The 19,612-nt window shown below is 46.8% G+C and carries 21 protein-coding genes and 3 tRNA genes; 5 read left to right on the top strand and 19 right to left on the bottom strand.

Annotated features, from left to right (window positions below; genetic code table 11):
* The first annotated feature begins 127 nt into the window (after positions 1-127).
* The gene (locus tag LRP54_RS06905) at positions 128-571 is read left to right on the top strand and encodes an HIT family protein (protein WP_231205037.1); all 444 of its coding nucleotides are present in this window, start codon (positions 128-130) and stop codon (positions 569-571) included.
* Positions 572-696: 125 nt separating this feature from the next.
* On the opposite strand, the gene LRP54_RS06900 is transcribed toward LRP54_RS06905, so the two are convergent.
* Positions 697-1,389 (bottom strand): metal-dependent transcriptional regulator, encoded by a 693-nt coding sequence (locus LRP54_RS06900; RefSeq protein WP_231235491.1) that lies wholly within the window; start codon positions 1,387-1,389, stop codon positions 697-699.
* Positions 1,390-1,542: 153 nt separating this feature from the next.
* Here LRP54_RS06900 and LRP54_RS06895 point away from each other — a divergent pair.
* Together LRP54_RS06895 and LRP54_RS06890 are read left to right on the top strand one after the other, a co-directional pair.
* Positions 1,543-1,615, top strand: a tRNA-Lys gene (locus LRP54_RS06895).
* Positions 1,616-1,658: 43 nt separating this feature from the next.
* Positions 1,659-1,731: transfer RNA gene (locus LRP54_RS06890), tRNA-Lys, on the top strand.
* A gap of 44 nt (positions 1,732-1,775) precedes the next feature.
* On the opposite strand, the gene LRP54_RS06885 is transcribed toward LRP54_RS06890, so the two are convergent.
* The 18 genes from LRP54_RS06885 to LRP54_RS06800 all read right to left on the bottom strand — a co-directional run bounded on the left by LRP54_RS06885 (position 1,776) and on the right by LRP54_RS06800 (position 15,638).
* Entirely contained in the window at positions 1,776-2,888 is a 1,113-nt protein-coding gene (locus tag LRP54_RS06885) for an ABC transporter permease (RefSeq protein ID WP_231235490.1), read from the bottom strand.
* A complete protein-coding gene (locus LRP54_RS06880; RefSeq protein WP_231205031.1) occupies positions 2,885-3,538 on the bottom strand; it encodes an ABC transporter ATP-binding protein in 654 nt (217 codons plus the stop codon). The genes LRP54_RS06885 and LRP54_RS06880 overlap by 4 nt, the downstream gene beginning before the upstream one ends.
* A gap of 2 nt (positions 3,539-3,540) precedes the next feature.
* Positions 3,541-4,641 (bottom strand): peptidoglycan-binding domain-containing protein, encoded by a 1,101-nt coding sequence (locus LRP54_RS06875; protein WP_231235489.1) that lies wholly within the window; start codon positions 4,639-4,641, stop codon positions 3,541-3,543.
* Positions 4,642-4,715: 74 nt separating this feature from the next.
* Positions 4,716-5,366, bottom strand: a complete 651-nt coding sequence (locus LRP54_RS06870) for a hypothetical protein (RefSeq protein WP_231235488.1) — start codon at positions 5,364-5,366, stop codon at positions 4,716-4,718.
* Positions 5,367-5,457: 91 nt separating this feature from the next.
* Positions 5,458-5,784 (bottom strand): hypothetical protein, encoded by a 327-nt coding sequence (locus LRP54_RS06865; RefSeq protein ID WP_231205024.1) that lies wholly within the window; start codon positions 5,782-5,784, stop codon positions 5,458-5,460.
* Between the two features lie 149 nt (positions 5,785-5,933).
* The gene (locus tag LRP54_RS06860) at positions 5,934-6,578 is read right to left on the bottom strand and encodes a hypothetical protein (protein ID WP_231235487.1); all 645 of its coding nucleotides are present in this window, start codon (positions 6,576-6,578) and stop codon (positions 5,934-5,936) included.
* Between the two features lie 46 nt (positions 6,579-6,624).
* Positions 6,625-7,278, bottom strand: a complete 654-nt coding sequence (locus tag LRP54_RS06855) for a hypothetical protein (RefSeq protein ID WP_231235486.1) — start codon at positions 7,276-7,278, stop codon at positions 6,625-6,627.
* A gap of 86 nt (positions 7,279-7,364) precedes the next feature.
* On the bottom strand, positions 7,365-7,691 hold the full coding sequence (locus LRP54_RS06850; protein ID WP_231235485.1) for a hypothetical protein: 327 nt from the start codon (positions 7,689-7,691) through the stop codon (positions 7,365-7,367).
* Positions 7,692-7,840: 149 nt separating this feature from the next.
* On the bottom strand, positions 7,841-8,473 hold the full coding sequence (locus LRP54_RS06845; protein ID WP_231235484.1) for a hypothetical protein: 633 nt from the start codon (positions 8,471-8,473) through the stop codon (positions 7,841-7,843).
* Between the two features lie 76 nt (positions 8,474-8,549).
* Positions 8,550-9,191, bottom strand: a complete 642-nt coding sequence (locus LRP54_RS06840) for a hypothetical protein (protein WP_231205017.1) — start codon at positions 9,189-9,191, stop codon at positions 8,550-8,552.
* Positions 9,192-9,271: 80 nt separating this feature from the next.
* Complete coding sequence (locus LRP54_RS06835) at positions 9,272-9,598, bottom strand: hypothetical protein (RefSeq protein ID WP_231235483.1); 327 nt, start codon at positions 9,596-9,598, stop codon at positions 9,272-9,274.
* Between the two features lie 201 nt (positions 9,599-9,799).
* Positions 9,800-10,303, bottom strand: a complete 504-nt coding sequence (locus LRP54_RS06830) for a peroxiredoxin (RefSeq protein WP_231235482.1) — start codon at positions 10,301-10,303, stop codon at positions 9,800-9,802.
* A gap of 56 nt (positions 10,304-10,359) precedes the next feature.
* Positions 10,360-11,142: a formate/nitrite transporter family protein gene (locus LRP54_RS06825; RefSeq protein WP_231235481.1), complete on the bottom strand. Its 783-nt coding sequence runs from the start codon at positions 11,140-11,142 to the stop codon at positions 10,360-10,362.
* Between the two features lie 84 nt (positions 11,143-11,226).
* A tRNA-Leu gene (locus LRP54_RS06820) sits at positions 11,227-11,307 on the bottom strand.
* Between the two features lie 42 nt (positions 11,308-11,349).
* Positions 11,350-12,588: a tRNA 2-thiouridine(34) synthase MnmA gene (mnmA, locus tag LRP54_RS06815; RefSeq protein ID WP_231235480.1), complete on the bottom strand. Its 1,239-nt coding sequence runs from the start codon at positions 12,586-12,588 to the stop codon at positions 11,350-11,352.
* Positions 12,585-13,823 (bottom strand): cysteine desulfurase family protein, encoded by a 1,239-nt coding sequence (locus tag LRP54_RS06810; protein ID WP_231235479.1) that lies wholly within the window; start codon positions 13,821-13,823, stop codon positions 12,585-12,587. Before LRP54_RS06810 ends, mnmA begins: the two co-directional genes overlap by 4 nt.
* A 17-nt stretch (positions 13,824-13,840) precedes the next feature.
* Positions 13,841-14,839 carry an electron transfer flavoprotein subunit alpha/FixB family protein gene (locus LRP54_RS06805; protein ID WP_231235478.1) on the bottom strand — a complete coding sequence of 333 codons (999 nt, stop codon included), beginning with the start codon at positions 14,837-14,839 and terminating at the stop codon, positions 13,841-13,843.
* A gap of 4 nt (positions 14,840-14,843) precedes the next feature.
* Entirely contained in the window at positions 14,844-15,638 is a 795-nt protein-coding gene (locus tag LRP54_RS06800; RefSeq protein ID WP_231235477.1) for an electron transfer flavoprotein subunit beta/FixA family protein, read from the bottom strand.
* A gap of 345 nt (positions 15,639-15,983) precedes the next feature.
* Between LRP54_RS06800 and glgX the strand changes: the two genes are divergently transcribed.
* Positions 15,984-18,275, top strand: coding sequence for a glycogen debranching protein GlgX (glgX, locus tag LRP54_RS06795; protein WP_231235476.1), 2,292 nt, complete (start codon positions 15,984-15,986; stop codon positions 18,273-18,275).
* Positions 18,276-18,373: 98 nt separating this feature from the next.
* Positions 18,374-19,474 carry a tryptophan--tRNA ligase gene (trpS, locus tag LRP54_RS06790; protein ID WP_231204998.1) on the top strand — a complete coding sequence of 367 codons (1,101 nt, stop codon included), beginning with the start codon at positions 18,374-18,376 and terminating at the stop codon, positions 19,472-19,474.
* The last annotated feature ends 138 nt before the right edge of the window (positions 19,475-19,612 follow it).

Below are 19,612 nucleotides of genomic sequence, written 5' to 3'. Positions count from 1 at the left end.
AAGAGGAGGAAAAATTCACGATCTTTCATGTAGTAATGTCAGCGTATCAAGTAAATGCTGCCCTTTATGGGACGCGCATTCATTGTTGTCACACGCATAAGGCCAAGCGGCGTTGCACAATAGATGTATGAGTACTGTATTTGAAAAAATTATCAGTGGAGACTGGCCTGGTCGTTTTGTGTGGACTGACGAGGTATGCGTCGCTTTGATGACCATTGAACCGGTTTCCCCTGGGCATGTTCTAGTTATTCCGCGTCATCCCTGGGAAAAATGGAGTGATTGTCCACAGGAAATCCTCACACATCTCACCCATGTTGCCCAGAAGATAGGTTCTGCTCAGGAACGTGCTTTTGAGGTATCACGATCAGCTGTGGTGATTGCTGGCTTTGAGGTTCCTCATACTCATATTCATGTGATTCCGGCTCGTTCAGAAGCTGATTGTTTACTAAATAACGCTCAGAGTGCGCCTGCGGAAGAAATCGAAGCTGCTGCTATCCACCTGCGCGATCAGCTCATCCATGATGGTTATGAAGCGTATGTTCCGCCTCGTCTTGAAAGTGCTGCCAGCTAACTAGTTTCCCTGTCGGTACTTTACGTATTCTTCATATGCGCACATGTGCTGTGTATGACGTGTGCGTGAGAGGTCAAACAGATCATTGACTTATGAGCAATAGACTCACGCTAGTGAAACAGGTATTACGCATCTGCGCTCACATGAAGAATTTGTGCTTGCCGGTAGGTAAGAACGCTTTCGTGGTCCCCTATCTTCACAATAAATCCTGAGTCCTCGGATAAAACCCGCATCATACACACACATGTTCCTAAAGTGATTCCAAGAGCGTCATTTGCACGCATTGCTTCAGAATCACGATCACTGACACGGATAAGGATGGCTTCTTGTCCTTCGGTAAGTTCTGAGAGCAAAATTGTTTCTGGTAGGACTTCACATGTACCGTCAGCTGCTGGAATCGGGTCACCGTGCGGGTCTCGTGAAGGATACTTGAGTGCAGCTTCAAGACGACCTAAAAGCCGATCAGATATTGCGTGCTCAAGGATTTCTGCTTCTTCGTGTACTTCATCCCAGTCAAAATTCAAAACTTCATGCAGGTAGGTTTCTAAAATCCTGTGACGGCGTATCATCCCTACGGCCACGCTGCGCCCTTTGGAGGTTAAACGGGCTTTTTGGTAGGGAGTGTGATCGATAAGTCCTTGAGCGACTAGACGGCGTACATTCTCAGATGCTGTGGAAGCCACTACTCCTGTGCGACGGGCAAGCTCATTAATACTCAAGCCATCCTTTCCGCGAGTTTGCGCAGTCCATATCAATTTGAGGTAATCCTGCGCAACGGGTGAGGCTGCGAATATTTCTGTACTTTTTTCGCCGGTCATCGCACTCCTTGACATATGTAAATAACTGGCTTCTAGCGTACCTTTTGCAGGTTACTTCGCCATCTGAAGTCAAAATGTGTCCTGATCCTCGTGAATAGATTTTGTGTCTTGCCCTCTAAAGGAGTAGTCTATTCTTTCGGTCCTAGGATTGCCGCGCCGTTAGCTCAATTGGCAGAGCAGCTGACTCTTAATCAGCGGGTTGGGGGTTCGATTCCCTCACGGCGCACGAATATTTTGTGCGTGGCAATACCGCTCATAAAGTATCCAACGCGCCGTTAGCTCAATTGGCAGAGCAGCTGACTCTTAATCAGCGGGTTGGGGGTTCGATTCCCTCACGGCGCACTTTTTATTCCCGTTTTCTTGCTAATCGTCGGTAAATCATATTTCTATGGGGTACGTAGCTCCATTAAAGGATCACGATGAGCAGCCCATGTAGCCGGCACAAAAGCCCCTAGAGTACTCATAAAAGTTAAAGCCGTAATTGTTGCGCCCAGAAAACTCAGTGGCGGCAGCGAATTATGTGTGAACCACAACCATAGTTGTGTCAGCAATACGCCACTACTTGCACTCAGCATTGCAATAAAGCAGGCATGCATAACAGTGAGTGTCACAATGAGGGAGCGTGAAGCACCTAGTGCGCGGCGACGACCGTAATCTTTACGGCGTAGGAGGACAACGGTCCATACAATGATATGGGTAGCTGTTACGCAGGCAATGAAAGTAGCTAGCAAAATCCCTCGGTTTGAGGCTATGAGTTCTCCGGTAATAGCTTTTTTCAGGGGAGAAATATTGTCTGGGAGCTGTATTTTTACCTGCGAACGTGGAATTCCAGCTAAATGCTGTTGGAGAATTTTTTCGACACTGCCTATATCTTCCAATGTTCGGGCAGTTACAGAGATCATGCTGAGAGGTTGTTTTTCCTCAATATTGCGTGGAATCAGGATGATAGGCTCATATATTTTTAGAACTTCAGGTAGTTCTTTCGTATCGATAACATTGATTTCTTCCCCTGTTTTTTCTTCGCGCACAGTTGCGCTACGTGTAGATACCCCTATGGTTGCAAGCGCTTTCGGGGAACTAATTGCACTGGTAGGAAAGTTTTTAGGGGCCGCAGGCACATGTAATGCGTAAGCGGAGGTTGTGTACAGTGTGCGGCCAGGTACTTTCGGGCTGGCTGGATTGACCGCTGAAACATAATCATGAATCGGTCCCATGCCGATAACTGATTCAATAACAGAATATTGGTCAAGTGCGCCAATAAGTCCTGTGTCAAAGCCACTGGCTTTTTCTCCGAGGATAGTGAGGGTACGCATGGTAGGTGAATTGAGTTGCGATAAAATTTTTTCTTGACTTGTCGCAGTTTTCCCTGCTGTAAGTATTAAAAAAGAAGAAGCTCCACAGATGATGAGTCCCATGATGATGCTGGTAAGAGCTGCGGAGCGGATAACAGCGCACAATTCACGCAGAAAAACAGCAATGGACTCTGCTGCGCGTTTCACGGTTTTACCGCCGTAATTTCACAGTGATAGTCAGCAAAGTCGCTCACTTCAGGATCGTGGGTGACCATGATAACTGTTCCTCCGTTTTGTGCGTGTTCTTTGAGGGTACGTAGAACCAGTGCGGAAGTGATGCTATCAAGGTTTCCAGTGGGTTCATCAGCGAAAATAATCTGCGGATTGGTTACTAATGCGCGGCATACGGCAATCCTTTGTGCTTGGCCTCCAGAAATTTGACCGGGCTTACGCAGAGCCGGTACATCAACATTCATTTCTTCCATGAGGCGCAGAGCACGTTCACGTAAATCTCGCGGAGATCTTCCTTGGTACAGGCTTGTTTCAACGATATTGTCAAGGACTGAGCGTGTGGCATCCAGAGCAGCGTCTTGGAAGATGAAACCAAAATGATGTGCGCGGATAGCGGCTCGTTCCCTGTCAGTGAGGTTATCTACTCGTCTATCATCAAGCCAGATTTCGCCGCGTTTGATTTTCACCATGAGGGCCAGCATGTATAGGCGTGTGGATTTTCCTGAACCGGACATCCCTGTTATCGCAGTTATTGTTCCTGATGTGAAGCTATGCGACCAATCAGTGACTACTTCCTGAGTAGAGCGCGGATAAGTGTAGTGAATACCGTATGCATGTAGATCCATGGTTACTTCTCATCTTTTTGCGTGGAAGTGTCAGACTTTTCTTTTCCTATGGAAGCTAACGGAATACTCAGTCTGGTTCCGTCGTTTATTCCTGTCACAATGGATTGGCCGCCTATGGATACAACGACCTCAACAGTAATTTTCTGCCCACTGCTGTCTGTAACGTACACTGTGGCATCTGAAGCCACGTAAATGGCTGTATTAGGGACGATTATTCCTTCAGTTTGTGGTACTACGGTGATTGTGGTGGACATTCCTTCTGTTCCCGTAGCTGGGATAAGCGCACATTCCTCGCCGCAGATTGTTTCAGTATCTGCGGGTGGTTCCAGGAATGCTATGGTTTGCCCTTCGGCATTTGTGGTGATGGTTCCGATGATTGCTGGCCATGTTTTGTCTTGATAGGTAATACTGGCTTCCATCCCTTCTTTGACGAGTTCAGCTTGCCCTTCGGGTAGGAGCATGTGAAAACGAGGGTGGGATCCGGATAAGGTTCCGATTGTGTCCCCTGTGGAAATATGGGAGCCGATAGCGATATTGTCGGCCCAAGAAAGCGATACGGGGAGTTTGCTGACAAAAATCATTGATCCCAGCGAAACATCTCCAGTGGGGGTTATGCCGTTTTCTTTTTGCCAGCGTGTAACTGCGGTTTGAGTTGAAGGGCCGTATATTCCTTCTTTATCGTAGATGGGATACTCGTGGCGTTTAAGAAAAGCTTGTAGTTGTTTGACGTCTTCCCCTTCGGTTCCTGATGTAAGGTCACGATAAGCAGGGATAGTTCCTTCTACGATGACAATAGGTTCCATGTCGATACTCGCGATTTTTTGTCCGTCTTCAAGTGGAACGTTATTTACTGCCAGTATTTGGGTAATTACTCCGCCACGGTTTGCGATGAGGTGAGTGCTGTCAGTCCAGGTAATTTGTGAGACGAGGGTGATTTTTCTTTCTAGCGTGCCGTTGTGTGCAGTAGCTTCGTCATATGTCGTGGGATGCGGTAGCAGTTGAGGTGCAAAAAATAATGTTTTTACTGTCCATACGCCAAGAGCAGACAGCGCAAGAAATAGCAGCAGAATCAGTGTAGCGAATCGTTTTTTCTTCCCCGTCATCGTTGACCTCAATACCGTAGTGTTTTGAAATATTTAGTAGCTTCGCAGGAGAAGCCATTTCGTTTTGTAAGACTTCACCATTGAGGGCATTTTTCAGTAATCTCACGAAATCTGTCTGCCGTCAGATCACTGGCGTTCATGAGGTCCGTGTAAGGACTCCACGTAACACGATCATTCCTGAAGTCATCAATGTACTTTTGTTTCGTTGGAGGGGTAGTGACTGCGATCCCCTCTTTTTCTAAACAATCCCTTACATTCAAGTTATAGTTATAGATATCCTCAATATCAGCAACAGACATCACAATATCCGCATCAGGTGAAGGGTTTAGCGCATTACATTCATTGATATCTGCAGCAACTTGTGTACGCATTGCCGGATCTTCTTGAGGCTCTACCGTGTACCCAAGATCTTTCAGATCAACTTTTTCTATTTTCCACCCTTTATCTTCCAGACACGAGATTTCATGCTTCATTGCTTCGCGTATTTTTTCGCGTCGTTCTTCACGACTGAGCGCGAACCATTGACGTGAGGCTTCAGGCTGCTCGTCACGACTCTCTACCACAACCGTGGCATTCGAACCAGACTCACTAGATTTACCCGTCTCGACTTTCACAGATTCAGCACTTCCCAACAATCCCTGTGTAGATGTATTTGCGCATCCAGCAATAGACAAAGCAAGAAACGCGCACAGCAATGCGGAAACGACTCTGCGTTTCAGAAGCATTTTCCTCACCTCACTTCCTAAAAAACTATGCGCTAGGTACAGACCATACGGTATTAATCTGCACCTAGCAGCAATATTCACTCAGGAATATTCAGCGGACAGTTCCAGTGAAAATGCATTGGGCTTTACCGTCTGCCAAATTATCACTTACAACTTGCCATCTACCACCACGGTTTACATTCGCCAGTGCATAGGTCCATGTAAATGCTTTTTGAGATTCATTCATACGTTGCACCTGAGGGTCACCGGGTGGGTAATGCAAGACAAGCCCTTTACTCAGCGCTCCTGATCGTCCTGCTTGATTTGCCGTGCAACCGATGACGCCACTTTTAGTAGCGCTCCAACCCACATTCGTCACACCGAGTACAAGTAGTGCCGTAAGTAGAACAGTTGATATCCGAGGGATTCTTTTTGTCATGATTTCTCCTCATCTTTGGGGTGGATTTTCAGCGTAACGAAAATAAGGAACATTTGCTCTAATTTTGAACAAAATTATCCTATTATTTCGTATAATGAGATACTTAAGTAAGTAAAAAATCTTCAAAGTCAGACCGTCTGCGCCCAACACTACCATTGAGGGCATTTTTCAGTAATCTCACGAAGTCTGTCTGCCGTCAGATTGGTGGCATTCATAAGGTCTGTGTAAGGACTCCACGTATCACGATTATTCCGGAAATCATCAACATATTTTTGTTTCGTTGGAGGGGCAGTGACTGTGATCCCCTCTTTTTCTAAACACTCTTTCACCGTCAGGTCATACTCGTAGTCATCTTCAATGTCGGGAACCGAGATCACTGTGTCAGAGTCAGGTGCAGGGTAAAGTTTGTCACATTCTTCAGAATCTGCCATAAACTGGGCGCTTATAGTTGGATCACCTTGAGTATCCGCAGAAAAACTTATTTCTGCCGGCCCTCCACTCACTTCTTTAACTTTCCAGCCTTTTCCCTCTAAACACGCCATGCTCTGTCGCATATATTCGCGGATTTTTTCACGTCGTTCCTCACGACTGAGCGCGAACCATTGACGTGAGGATTCAGGCTGCTCATCACGAGTCTCTACCACGACTGTAGCAGGAGAGTCAGATTCACCAGATTCATTCACACTTTCAGAGCTTCCCAATATTCCTTGTGTAGATGTATTTGCGCATCCAGTGACAGACAAAGCAAGAAACGCACACAGTACCGCGGAAACGACTCTGCGTTTCAGAAGCATTTCCCCTCACCTCACTTCCCAGAAAAATGCTACGTGCTGATGTCAGTTAATACTGAGGGCATTTTTCAGTAATCTCACGAAATCTACTGGCCGTCAGGTTCGACACATTCATAAGGTCCGTATACGGGTTCCAATATGATCGATCATTTCTGAAATCATCGATGAATTTTTGTTTTGTCGGAGGGTCAGTGATCTTGATCCCTTCGTTTTCTAAACAGGCTTTCACCGTTAACCTGTATTCGTAGATGTCTTCAATATCAGGAACAGAAATCACGAGATCACGATAAGGCGAAGGTGAAAGTTTTTCACATTCTTCAGAATCTCTGATCATCTGTGCGAATAAAGCATCATCACCTTGAGTATCTATCGAATAGCTTAATTGCCCATAATTGTTAGTTTGCTCTACTTTCCATCCCTTTTCTTCCAGACAGCCCATGTTCTGCCGCATCTCTTCATCATCAATTTTCCTCTGTTCTTCGCGACTGAGGGCAAACCAACGGCGTGAGGATTCAGGTTGCTCGTCTCGACTCTCCACTATAACCATGTGGGGTGAGTCCGATTCGCTAGATTCACCCGTCTCGACTTTCGCAGATTCAGCACTTCCCGACAATCCCTGTGTAGATGTATTTGCGCATCCAGCAATAGACAAGGCAAGAAAACCACACAGTAACACGGAAATGAACGTGCGTTTCAGAAGCATTTTCCTCACCTTGCTTCCCCAAAATGCTATTGCTGGGTACAAACTCATAAACATTTGAGCTGCACCCAGCAGTCGTAAGAAAACACCTAACGGAGAGTCCCCGTGACAACACACCGAGCATAGCCATTCGTTAAATCTGGGTTTGACACTTGCCATCTACCACCACGGTTCACATTTGCCATTTCGTAAGTCCATCTGAATTTATCTCGAGGCCCATATACCCTGTATGTTTGGGGATCACCAGGGGGTGTATGGTAAACAAGCCACTTACCATAGGCATATGACTCTCCTGCTTGATTTGCCGTACAACCAATGACGCCACCTCTGACAGCGCTCCAGCCCACATTCGTCACACCGAGTACAAGTAGGGCTGTGAGTAGAACGGTTGAACTCCGACGAATACTTTTCTTCATGATTCCTCCTTGAATCTCGAATGGAATTTCAGAATAACGGACAGAACAAGCATCCATCCTAATTTTGAACAAAATTATCTTAATATTCCATATAGTGAGATATTTGAGTAGGTAAAAAATGTTCAAAGTGAAACCGTCTGCACCCAACACTACCATTGAGGGCATTTTTCAGTAATCTCACGAAATCTACTGGCCGTCAGGTTCGACATATCCATAAGGTCCGTATACGGGTTCCAATATGATCGATCATTTCTAAAATCATCAATAAATTTTTGTTTTGTCGGAGGGTCCGTTACCTTGATCCCTTCGTTTTCTAAACAGGCTTTCACCGTTAACCTGTATTCGTAGATGTCTTCAATATCAGGAATGGACATCACAAGGTTCTCATCAGGCCGTGGAAATCTTTTGTTACATTCATTTGTATCAGCAGAAATTCTCGCCTCTAATGCCGCGTCATTTTGAGTATTTACGCTGTAGCCCAGATTTTTCAGATCGACTTTTTCTATTTTCCACCCTTTATCTTCCAGACATGAAATTTGGTATTTTAAGGCTTCGCTTAGTTTTTCATGCTTTTCTTCACGGGTTAGTGCGAACCATTGACGTGAGGTTTCAGGCTGCTCATCACGAGTCTTTACCACGACTGTGGCAGGTGAGTCAGATTCACCAGATTCATTCACACTTTCAGAGCTTCCCAATATTCCTTGTGTAGACGTATTTGTGCATCCAGCAATAGGCAAGACAAGAAAACCACACAGTAACACGGGAATAAAATTATGCTCCACACGCATTTCTCCTCACCTCACTCCCCTCATAATTATTGTGTGATGAAATGGCATCAGAGTATTTGCTCCCCTATTACTATTGAGGGCATTTTTCAGTAATCTCACGAAATCTGTCTGCCGTCAGATCACTGGCGTTTATGAGGTCTGTGTAAGGACTCCACGTAACACGATCATTCCGGAAATCATCAATGTACTTTTGTTTCGTTGGAGGGGTAGTGACTGTGATCCCCTCTTTTTCTAAACACTCTTTCACCGTTAGATCATGTTCATAGTAATTTTCAATATCGGGAACAGAAATCACGAGATCACGATAGGGTGAAGGTGAAAGTTTTTCACATTCTTCAGAATCTTTTAGCATCTGCGTAAATAAAGCATCATTACCTTGAGTGTCTATAGAGTAATTTAACTGCCCAAAATAATCGGTATTTTTCTCTACTTTCCACCCTTTTTCTTTTAGGCACTCCATGATTTCTTGTTTCTCTTCATCATTGATTTTCTCCTGTTCTTCACGGGTCATCGCAAACCATTGGCGCGAGATTTCAGGTTGCTCGTCGCGGCTTTCCACCACGACCATATGAGGGGAACCTGATTCACCAGATTCATTCGTAGATTCAGAGCTTCCCGATAATCCCTGTGTAGGCGCATTTGCACACCCTGTGACAGACAGGATAAGAAACCCGCACACTAATGCGGGAACAACTCTGTGTTTCAGAAGCATTTTCCCCACCTTGATTCCCTAAAATGCTATTGCTGGGTACAAACTCATAAACATTTGAGCTGCACCCAGCAAAGGAGTACTTAGCGAACAGTTCCAGTGACAATACATTGAGCTTTAACATCTTTTATGGCAGAACCAATGACTTGCCATCTACCACCACGGTTTACATTCGCCAGCGCATAAGTCCAGGCATAGGTATTTTGAGGTCCGTAGAGAACTTGCCTGTTTGGGTCACCAGGTGGGTAATGAATAACTTGTCCTTTGACATTGGCTCCTGATTGTCCTGCTTGATTCGCCGTACAACCAATCACGCCACCTCTGACAGCGCTCCAGCCCACATTCGTCACACCGAGTACAAGTAGGGCTGTGAGCAGAACGGTTGAACTCCGACGAATACTTTTCTTCATGATTCCCCCTTGAATCTCAAATGGAATTTCAGAATAACGGACAGAACAGGCATTCATCCTAATTTTGAATAAAATTATCTCAATATTTCATATAGTGAGATATTTGAGTAGGTAAAAAATATTCAAAGTGAAACCTCTGAAGAAAAGAAAAACAAAATCCCCATGAACATAATCACGCTCATGGGGATAATGAAAAGATCTCTACTGCGAATCAATACCTAAATCACGACGTAAACGAGCGACATGCCCCGTTGCTTTCACACCACGCTGCGCCAACACAACCACACCCGCAGGATCAACAACAAAAGTAGAACGAATAGTACCCGTCACTACACGGCCATAATTCTTCTTTTCACCCCAAGCACCCCAACGTTCCATCACAGCCTTATCTGGATCAGAAGCCAAAGGGAAATTCAGACCCTCATTCTGTGCGAAACGTTCCAAAGCAGGAATACCATCAGGACTCACACCAACAACCAGATACCCTGCTGAGGCAAAAGTATTCAAACTATCCCTGAAATCACACGCCTCTTTTGTGCAACCAGGAGTCGCAGCCTTCGGATAAAAATAAACAACAACCCCTTTAGGAGCACGCGACACCAAATCAGACAGAGTAACCGGTCCTTGCGTGGAATCAAGAGTAAAATCAGGGGCCTGTTCCCCCAAGGCAACAGGATTATTTACAACCATGTCATGTGTACTCATATTTCAATCATCCCACGGACAAGGCCCCAGCACAGTGCGAAGTATGCCTTATTAAATCAATCGGCTAACTCCATCTGAGTGGCAAACCACTGGGCACACCCCACAAAAATACCGCCACCAACCATATTTCCCAGCAAAACCATACCCAAATTACGGCCAGCCTCAACCCAGGTAGCACCATCCACACCGTGAACAATACCCAAAGAAAAAGTCGTCATATTCGCCACCACGTGCTCCATACCTGAACCCACAAAAGCAGCCATACACCACGCCATAACCACCATTTTTGCCACATCACTACGTGTGCGCGTCACACACCACATAGCTAAACACACAAAAATATTGCACAAAATACCACGGAAAAACAGGCCCCATGTGGTTTTATGTGCCTTCGCAGTAATCAAAGCAGCTAAGGCTTCACCAGGAACTGCTTGAGAATCCATAATCCCCGAGCCAAAAACCATGACAGATAAAATAATGGCGCCCAGCAGATTACCAATCAACATCAACGACATCGTGCGGCCAACAGCACCCCAGCGAGTTTTCTTCTCTAACAAAGCTACAGGCAAAATCATCATTGCGGAAGTCGCCAACTCACCGCCAGCAAAGACCGTTAAAATCAAACCAATACCGAAAACTCCACCCTCAACTAATGAAGCCGCCGGAGAACCTGCCAAACGAAATGGTCCTCCCGCGCAGATCATAAAAATATCTGCAAGACCGATATACATACCTGCGAGCATTGCAGCCACCAGATAATTCACAGGCCGACGCGTTCCATGAATCTTATGGTGAGCAGCAGCAACTTGAACATCAATATTTTCAGAAAGTGTCAACACAAAGCGACATCATGCCCGATAAAAACCCACCGCAAATGGGACCTCCGGCCACCAAAAGCATCGCCCATACTTCAAAATCACTTGTGCGCGAGATGGGACTCGAACCCACACGTCAAAGACACTGGAACCTAAATCCAGCGCGTCTGCCAATTCCGCCACTCGCGCGCCCCACCATCTTACCTAGTTTAGAGAGGCATACATACACAACTACACCAAAGGTGCCCTATCAAAGCGTCCAGTTGAACGAATAGTCGCAGAAGCTAAAACACGGGTCCCTCGATACAAAACCAATGTTTGCCCTGCAGCAACACCGCGCAAAGAAGCTGCTAAATCCACATTTAACGAAGAAAAAGAACCAGCATCTGTTGAAGTAGTCAAAAGCCCCTCTTGCTCCGCAACGTAAGAAATACCACTGTCCACCACGCGGGCAACTCCACGCACAACTGCAGGAACCCCATGAGCGCGCACCTGCACAGTAAGTACACGCTCATCCACCTCACATAGAGCTCGATCCCCTAAAGAATCACCAAAAGCACGTGTAGCCTCAACGTCAACATGCCCATCGTCGTCAGAAGCCAACCACACAACCTCATCACACTCAATGTGATTAATACTCAACAACTCTGCTGCGCCCACAACTACTTGATTAGAAGCCGGACGAGTCTCTAAAACGTAACGAGGGCGACCATCCGAAGCAGGATTTTCTAAACGCAATCCACGCCTTTGACCTACCGTGAAATTCCAATACCCCTCATGCGAACCCACAACCTCACCTTCAGGGGTCACAATCTCACCTTTTTCAACCCCTAAACGTGTTTTCAAAAAGCCCTGAGTATCACCATCAGGAATAAAACAAATATCGTATGAATCAGGTTTTGAGGACACACCCAAACCCAAACGCTCAGCCTCACCTCGCACCCATTCTTTCGAAGAAGCCTCACCTAATGGCAAAAAAACACGCGAAAGTTCATCGCGCCCCATAACAGCTAACACATAGGACTGATCTTTCGCTTCATCAACTGCGCGATGAAGCTCAGGACCTAAAGCCCCCTCACGTACCTGCGCATAATGCCCTGTACACACCGTATCAAAACCAAGAGCCCGTGCCCGCGCACTTAACTCACGAAATTTCACAAACTCATTACACCGCACACAAGGATTTGGAGTAGCCCCAGCCCTGTACTGCTCAACAAAATCATCAATCACAGTATTTTCAAACTGTTCCGCTAAATCCCAAACATAGAAAGGAATCCCCAAATGTTCAGCAGCACGGGCAGCATCCCCCGCATCTTCAACGGAACAACATCCCCGCGAACCAATACGGCATTCCTGCGGTGAAGTTGACAAAGCCATATGCACACCCACAACCTCATGACCAGCTTCAACCGCACGAGCCGCAGCCACCGCCGAATCAACACCACCTGAAAGCGCTGCTAGAACCTTCACTTTTGCCCTTCCAATTGATCCAATGCTATTCCAGCCTCAAGAGCAGCCGGTAAAGCCGCAAGAAATGCGTCAATATCGGAAATGCTTGTCTCTTTCCCCGTTGAAATACGTAATACGCCTAATGCCTGATCGACACTCCTACCCATACGGATAAGCACCTCTGAAGGGCGAGTCACACCTGCATGGCAAGCAGAACCAGCAGAAACATGAACCCCTGCAGAATCCATCGCTAACAGCAAAGCTTCTGGATGACGAGTCGGCAATGACAGATGAATAATCGTTGGTAACGAGAAGTCCATGGGCACAGTTAAAGACACCCTCCCCGCACAGGTATGCGAAAGACCATGTACAAGGTGATCGCGGAGTTTTTCTGCATGTACACGTGCCCGTTCACGTTCAGATACCGCATATTCAAGAGCGCATGCAAAAGTTACAGCGCCAGCAACATCAGGGGTTCCTGAACGAATCCCACGCTCGTGACCACCGCCTGGCCGATCACTCACCACAGAAATCCCTCGTCGAATCAGTAAAGCACCAATCCCCACAGGAGCGCCGATTTTATGCCCCCCAATACTGAGGAGGTCACAGCCAAGTTCACGGAAATTCAGATCACATGTGGTCACTGCTTGTGCTGCATCTGTATGAATAAGAGGAAGGCCAGGCTGGGGCGTATGATCTTCCCCCAAAGCACAGGCACGATCACGTATGTCAATCAGTTCATCCACAGGTTGTAACGTGCCTACTTCTGAAGCAGCATAGGTCATAGATACAAGAGCAATATCATCCCACATATGAGGAGCAGAAAGAACAGATACATCAGTGCGGCCCTCATAGGTAACAGGAAGCAGCTCACACGATAATCCCATATGTGGCAAGGATTTTTTCTGCTCTAAAACAGCGTCATGCTCAAGTGAAGATATAAGTACACGATGACGGTGAGGATTCGCAATATAAACTGATCGTGCAGCTCCAGATACGCCAATGGCATCAGATTCTGTTGCGCCTGAAGTAAAAACTACTTCCGCGCGATCAGCACCTAAAGCGCAGGCTATTCTTTCACGAGCATCTTCAAGCAGACGACGCGCAGCCCTACCGCCACTGTGTAAAGAAGCCGGATTACCTGGCCGTTCCGCTAAAAGACGGGCTGCATCTGTCCACGCTTCTATAACATGAGGAGGCATAGGCGTGGTAGCAGCGTGGTCCAAATAATGTTCCTGCCGCATATCACTGCTCATAGATGATGAGTGTGTAGTCACTGTGCGTTTCGTACCTTTTTAATGGTGTCAATCGCCTGCGGAATAACCTCATTCAAATCGCCGACTACACCAAAATCTGCGATCTCAAAAATAGGTGCATCTGGGTCATCGCAGATAGCGACAATATTTTCGCTGCTTTGCATACCAACAGTGTGGTGAATAGCTCCTGATACCCCAAGACCTACGTACAGATTCGGTGAAATAGATACACCAGTTTGGCCAATCTGAAGTGAACGAGGGGCCCAGCCCTCATCAGTTACCACGCGAGTAGCCCCCACTGCGCCGCCAAGAATATCGGCAAGTGAATCGACAAGAGTAAAATCACCTTCTATTCCTCGACCCGCAACAACGACAGTTCGTGCCTGTGTTAAAGAAGCACGACCTGTTGCTGGTTGATGCTGTGAAGAATGCACGCACACAGCAGTAGCTTCAGGTGAATATTGCACCGACACATGTTCAATTTGTGGTGCGGTAGGGACGGAAATAGGTTCTTCATCAACTGACATGGGGCGCACCGCAAATAAAGGTGTGCTTTCTGTGATGCTCATATTCGTCACCCAGGAACCGGCAAGGGCTGTGCGAGAGGCACAAAAATTCCCCTCATCAGTAACTGTCACGGTAGAAATATCAACCGCGGCAGCATTACCTGTACGAGCAGCTAGCCTTGCACAGACTTCTTTTCCTCGATAATTGGCTACCATAAGCACAGCAGCCGGCGAAATATGAGACATACATGCAAGAACAGCATCAGCAACAATCGCGCTGACACGCGGTGAATAAGTTCCCAAATCAGGTATCAGCACTTTTTGAGCACCATAGGCGGCAAGAGCTGTCATATCAGGTGCGTTGTTCAGTGCAACAGCTATTACTGGTCCATGTGTGAGCGTGCGCGCCAAGGTAAGTAATTGCTGTGAGGGAAGCGTCAAAGCGTATCCCTCAGCATCATTACCTGTATGGTCGGTTAGTACAACAACGGGACGATCCAGAAATACCATGAGTTCACTTCACCTTTTCGAGTAAATACTCGGCCAAACGTTCACCTGCGTCACCAGAATCAGTAATGACAGTACCGTTACCTTGACGTTCACGTTTATATGCTTCATCAACAAGAATTGACGTAAGTGAGGACGCAGGATGTAAGCGCTGAAATTCCTCAGAAAGATCAGCAAAAGACCACTCATCCATCGGCTTATTACGCGCTGCTTTCATTGCTGCAAATGCAGGATAACGCGGAGTATTCGCCTGGTCAGTTACAGAAAGAACAAGCGGTGTATGAGCGCTCAGAACATCATCATATTCATCCGTGCTCCGCTCAATAGTGATATTCCATGGAGCTTCCCCTTGCACAGTCACAGTATGCGCAAGACCAAGGAAAGGCATATGCATATGCGCCGCCAAAGCTGCAGGTAGCATAGAAGTCATTGCATCTAAAGAAGCCATACCTGTTACTACCATATCGACAGGAGAATCCTGAGCAATCTTTGTGATAGCTGCTGCTAAAAGAGCTGCAGTGGTATTAACATCACTTCCTTCAAGACTGTTATCAGTGACTAAAATACCTCGATCTGCCCCCATTTGAAGTGCGCGCATCAGAGCATCCTCGGCGTCTGCAGGTCCCATCGTCAGAGCAATAACTTCTCCGCCATGCTCCTCTACCATACTGACTGCCGCTTCAATTGCATTCTCATCTAATTCATTGAGAACATCATCTTCCCCACGAACAAGACGAGCATCTTCAAAACGACGATCAGATTGAACATCTGGGACATGCTTCACGCAGACAACTATTCGCATAAAACAAGAGTGCCATATTCGACGCAAAGCTCCTATTGCTAGCGCAGTGTTCTACGCCTCTTATTGCGATAAAAGTACGACAAAATCGGAGGAAATGAATAAAAATACTTCACACATACAGGTATGAATCTGTGAGGCAAGCTCGCACGCAGTGATGGACAAAACTCACATATCCTGCCTTTTGTTCTAAAAGAAGAACATTTACCTGTATATTTCGTTCTGGATCACAAAATATGCCGCATAGCTGCCAATTGATAAATTCTGTTGGCTCTGCTTGGATTCGTCCTACCAACATATTGAGGACGAAATACTTCACACTACTGGCATACGTGGAAAGGAAACTTGATGTCCTCGCAGCATCAGAGCGCACCCCAGCGTGCTCATGCTGAACATCCTGAACCCCGGCGTATCGGTGTTTTTGTTGAAAATAATTCACTGGTAGTTTCAGTTATTGCTCGCCACGCCACACACATGCTCTTTTGTGTCATTAATGAAGATGGCACTGAAACTCAATGGGCACTATATGGTCCTGACTGTGGTATCTGGCATGGTCGTATCGACGGTTATGGCGCGGGAACACGCTACGGATTCCGCGCTCAAGGACCATGGGATCCTGATGCGGGCTTATACTACAACCCACATAAACTCCTATTAGACCCCCGAGCACGTGGACTCGAAGGATCTGTGAATTTAAGTCCATATATCTATCCTCACCGCGTCGACGAGGACCTATATCCGGTTGCTTTACCTATGGAAATGTCCACACTCGATTCTGCTGGACACGTTCCACTTTCCGTAGTCGTTGATACACATTTCGATATCGCGCCCAAACCACGTGTTCCTTGGGGAAAAACAGTTATTTACGAAATGCATGTCAAAGGATTCACAAAAGACATGCCTTCCGTTCCTGAACAGCTCCGCGGAACCTACGCAGGCTTAGCCCACCCCTCATGCGTCGATTACCTGAAAAAACTTGGTATCACCACCATTGAATTACTGCCCATACACGCTAAATGTGATGAACCATTCCTCGCAGAGCGAGGACTGACAAACTATTGGGGATATTCCACCCTCAGTTTCTTTGCACCAGAACCCACCTACGCCACCGTAGAAGCACAAAAACGTGGCGCGCAGGGAGTCATCGATGAATTCCGTGGAATGGTGTCGATTCTGCACCAAGCCGGGATTGAAGTCATCCTTGATGTGGTGTACAACCACACATGCGAAGGGGGAAAAACAGGACCGTCCTTATCATGGCGCGGACTCGACCAAGGCCTGTACTATCGGCAAACCCCACACAGGCCTCGGGAGCAGGTTGATACCACAGGCTGTGGAAACACGGTGAACGTCGATCATCCGCAAACAATGGCGATGATACTCGACTCCTTACGCCACTGGTCTTTGAATATGGGGATCGATGGATTCCGATTCGATCTGGCAACAGTACTGGGACGCTTCAATTGGGGATACACTCCCCTCCATCCTTTACTTATGGCTATTGCCACAGATGAACGTCTTTCATTGGACAAAATGATTGCCGAACCATGGGATGTAGGTCCCGGAGGGTGGCAAACAGGGAATTTCCCGGATCCTTTCTCTGAATGGAATGACCAATTCCGCGGAGTTGTACGCTCATTTTGGCTTTCTGATGTCGCCAATCTTTCAAAAGGTCTTCCGGTTTCTGGCCCCAATGACTTAGCCACACGCCTATCTGGATCGCAAGACGTATTCAGCCATGGCACAGGCTACCTACGCGGCCCCCGCGCCTCCATTAATTTCGTAACAGCGCATGATGGCTTTACTCTGGCGGATTTAACTGCTTTTGACCATAAACACAACCAAGCAAACCTTGAAGAAAATCGTGATGGTTCTGACGATAATCGCTCATGGAATCATGGACTTGAAGGCGGCCTTGCTTCTGATGAGGAAAGCCTACTTTCTGATGTAGGTGACGGTACAGGGCTCACAGATGACCTGCGTCCTATGCGTCATCGTTCCCAGAGAAATCTTTTAACAACAATGCTCATATCCGCAGGAACACCTATGATTACTGCCGGTGATGAGTTCCAACGTACACAGTACGGAAATAACAATGCTTACTGTCAGGACAGCCCGATTTCATGGGTAAATTGGAATCATCGTCCTGCACAAAAAAATCAGATTCTCACAACGCGCTGGCTGTTAAATCTGCGTAAAAATCACCCTGTGCTACGTCCATGGACTTTTGCTACAGGAACTGTGACATCCGGTGACAGCATCGAAGACCTATCGTGGTACAACGCTCACGGGCAACCTATTTTGCAAGACGCGTGGTATCAGATCGAGAATCGCACATTCCAAATGCTCCGTTCAGGCTTCCCCTTCGATGACAGAGATGCGCTTGTCATCATTAATGGGACACTCAATGACCGTGACATTACTTTACCCATCGGACATGATGTGGACTGGCGAATCGTTATGGATACCTCCTGGGAATCCCCCATAGACGGCGGTATTGACGCAGAAGCAGATTGGGATGGCCTTCCACTGGATCTTGAACTCGTGTCCAGTCGCACGACGTTAAATATTGAACCGCTTTCAATGATGGTTTTACTCTCTGACGTCGTATGCTCACTTGATAGCACACAAGAATTTTAAGGGGAAACCCATACTGATCGGATCTAAGATGCCTTGCTGCTGAGTCCATCAGAAAGCCCATATACGTCTGTTCCTTAAAGTCACGCTAAAATTCACCTGTGACCACAAGTGAAGAAACCCTAGAAAATTCGACAAATGAGGCTTCGCTCGCGCGTGTACGTGCCCGAAGCGCAGAAATTGAACGCGCAATTGATGAAGATCCCTCACGTTTCAGGATCTTGTCAGGTGATCGTCCCACAGGAAAACTCCATTTAGGGCATTACTTTGGGACTTTACGTAATCGTGTCCTCCTTCAAGAACGCGGCATCGAAACCTGGGTTCTTGTCGCTGACTATCAGGTCATCACTGACCGCGACGGTGTTGGTCCCATTCGTGAGCGTGTTCTTGGACTTGTCGCTGACTATTTAGCTGCAGGCTTAGACCCTGAACGCACAACTATTTTTAATCACTCAGCAATCCCCGCGCTCAATCAACTCATGTTACCTTTCCTCTCATTGGTAACAGAATCTGAACTTCACCGAAATCCGACTGTGAAATCAGAGCTTGAAGCAACCGATGGTCGCGCTATGAGCGGTCTGATGTTGACCTATCCTGTTCATCAAGCTGCCGACATCCTTTTTTGTAAAGCAAATCTTGTACCAGTCGGACAAGACCAATTACCTCACCTCGAACAGACACGTTTAATAGCTCAGCGTTTCGATAAACGTTACGGTCGCGTTAATCCTGAACGGCCTGTTTTCCCCCGTCCTGAAGCCCTGTTATCGCAGGCCCCATTGCTGCTGGGAACTGACGGCAATAAAATGTCTAAGTCCCGTGGGAATACTGTGGAATTAGGGATGACAGCAGACGAAACTGCAAAGATATTAAAGAAAGCAAAAACTGATTCTGAACGAGTGATCACATGGGATCCGCAGAATCGTCCTGAGGTATCTAACCTGCTACTACTCGCCTCTTTAGCCACAGGTGAATCCCCAGAATTGATTGCGCAATCCATTGGGGACAAAGGTGCAGGTGCCTTAAAAATGACGGTCATTGATTCTTTGAATGATCTTTTAGCGCCTTTACGTGCGCGTCGTATAGAACTCATCAGCGATGAGGCATATCTGCTTTCCGTTCTTGCACGCGGTAATGAGCGCGCAAACGAGCAAGCGGAAGCAACTCTACGTGAAGTACGTGAAGCAATGTCGATGATCTACTAGCACTCAGCTATTAAGCCACACGATTTTGACGCATATGCCTTGCCCTCTACCAGATGGTGAGGCATATGCGCATAATACGGAGAACACATATCATCTACCGCCATTTTTTGACTTTATGGTCACAACGCCCACAACTGG

The organism is Schaalia sp. lx-100 (assembly GCF_021083625.1).
In the GTDB taxonomy this organism is placed as follows: domain Bacteria; phylum Actinomycetota; class Actinomycetes; order Actinomycetales; family Actinomycetaceae; genus Pauljensenia.
Note: the sequence above shows the minus strand (reverse complement) of the source record. Positions and strands in the feature narration are given on the sequence as shown.

Bases quoted from the DNA above. Each gene is read 5' to 3' on its own strand.
- LRP54_RS06905 (WP_231205037.1), top strand. From the start codon at position 128: ATGAGTACTGTATTTGAAAAAATTATCAGTGGAGACTGGCCTGGTCGT.
- LRP54_RS06900 (WP_231235491.1), bottom strand. From the start codon at position 1,389: ATGACCGGCGAAAAAAGTACAGAAATATTCGCAGCCTCACCCGTTGCG.
- LRP54_RS06880 (WP_231205031.1), bottom strand. From the start codon at position 3,538: ATGGATCTACATGCATACGGTATTCACTACACTTATCCGCGCTCTACT.
- LRP54_RS06875 (WP_231235489.1), bottom strand. From the start codon at position 4,641: ATGACGGGGAAGAAAAAACGATTCGCTACACTGATTCTGCTGCTATTT.
- LRP54_RS06870 (WP_231235488.1), bottom strand. From the start codon at position 5,366: ATGCTTCTGAAACGCAGAGTCGTTTCCGCATTGCTGTGCGCGTTTCTT.
- LRP54_RS06865 (WP_231205024.1), bottom strand. From the start codon at position 5,784: ATGACAAAAAGAATCCCTCGGATATCAACTGTTCTACTTACGGCACTA.
- LRP54_RS06860 (WP_231235487.1), bottom strand. From the start codon at position 6,578: ATGCTTCTGAAACGCAGAGTCGTTTCCGCGGTACTGTGTGCGTTTCTT.
- LRP54_RS06855 (WP_231235486.1), bottom strand. From the start codon at position 7,278: ATGCTTCTGAAACGCACGTTCATTTCCGTGTTACTGTGTGGTTTTCTT.
- LRP54_RS06850 (WP_231235485.1), bottom strand. From the start codon at position 7,691: ATGAAGAAAAGTATTCGTCGGAGTTCAACCGTTCTACTCACAGCCCTA.
- LRP54_RS06840 (WP_231205017.1), bottom strand. From the start codon at position 9,191: ATGCTTCTGAAACACAGAGTTGTTCCCGCATTAGTGTGCGGGTTTCTT.
- LRP54_RS06835 (WP_231235483.1), bottom strand. From the start codon at position 9,598: ATGAAGAAAAGTATTCGTCGGAGTTCAACCGTTCTGCTCACAGCCCTA.
- LRP54_RS06830 (WP_231235482.1), bottom strand. From the start codon at position 10,303: ATGAGTACACATGACATGGTTGTAAATAATCCTGTTGCCTTGGGGGAA.
- LRP54_RS06810 (WP_231235479.1), bottom strand. From the start codon at position 13,823: ATGAGCAGTGATATGCGGCAGGAACATTATTTGGACCACGCTGCTACC.
- LRP54_RS06805 (WP_231235478.1), bottom strand. From the start codon at position 14,839: ATGGTATTTCTGGATCGTCCCGTTGTTGTACTAACCGACCATACAGGT.
- LRP54_RS06800 (WP_231235477.1), bottom strand. From the start codon at position 15,638: ATGCGAATAGTTGTCTGCGTGAAGCATGTCCCAGATGTTCAATCTGAT.
- glgX (WP_231235476.1), top strand. From the start codon at position 15,984: ATGTCCTCGCAGCATCAGAGCGCACCCCAGCGTGCTCATGCTGAACAT.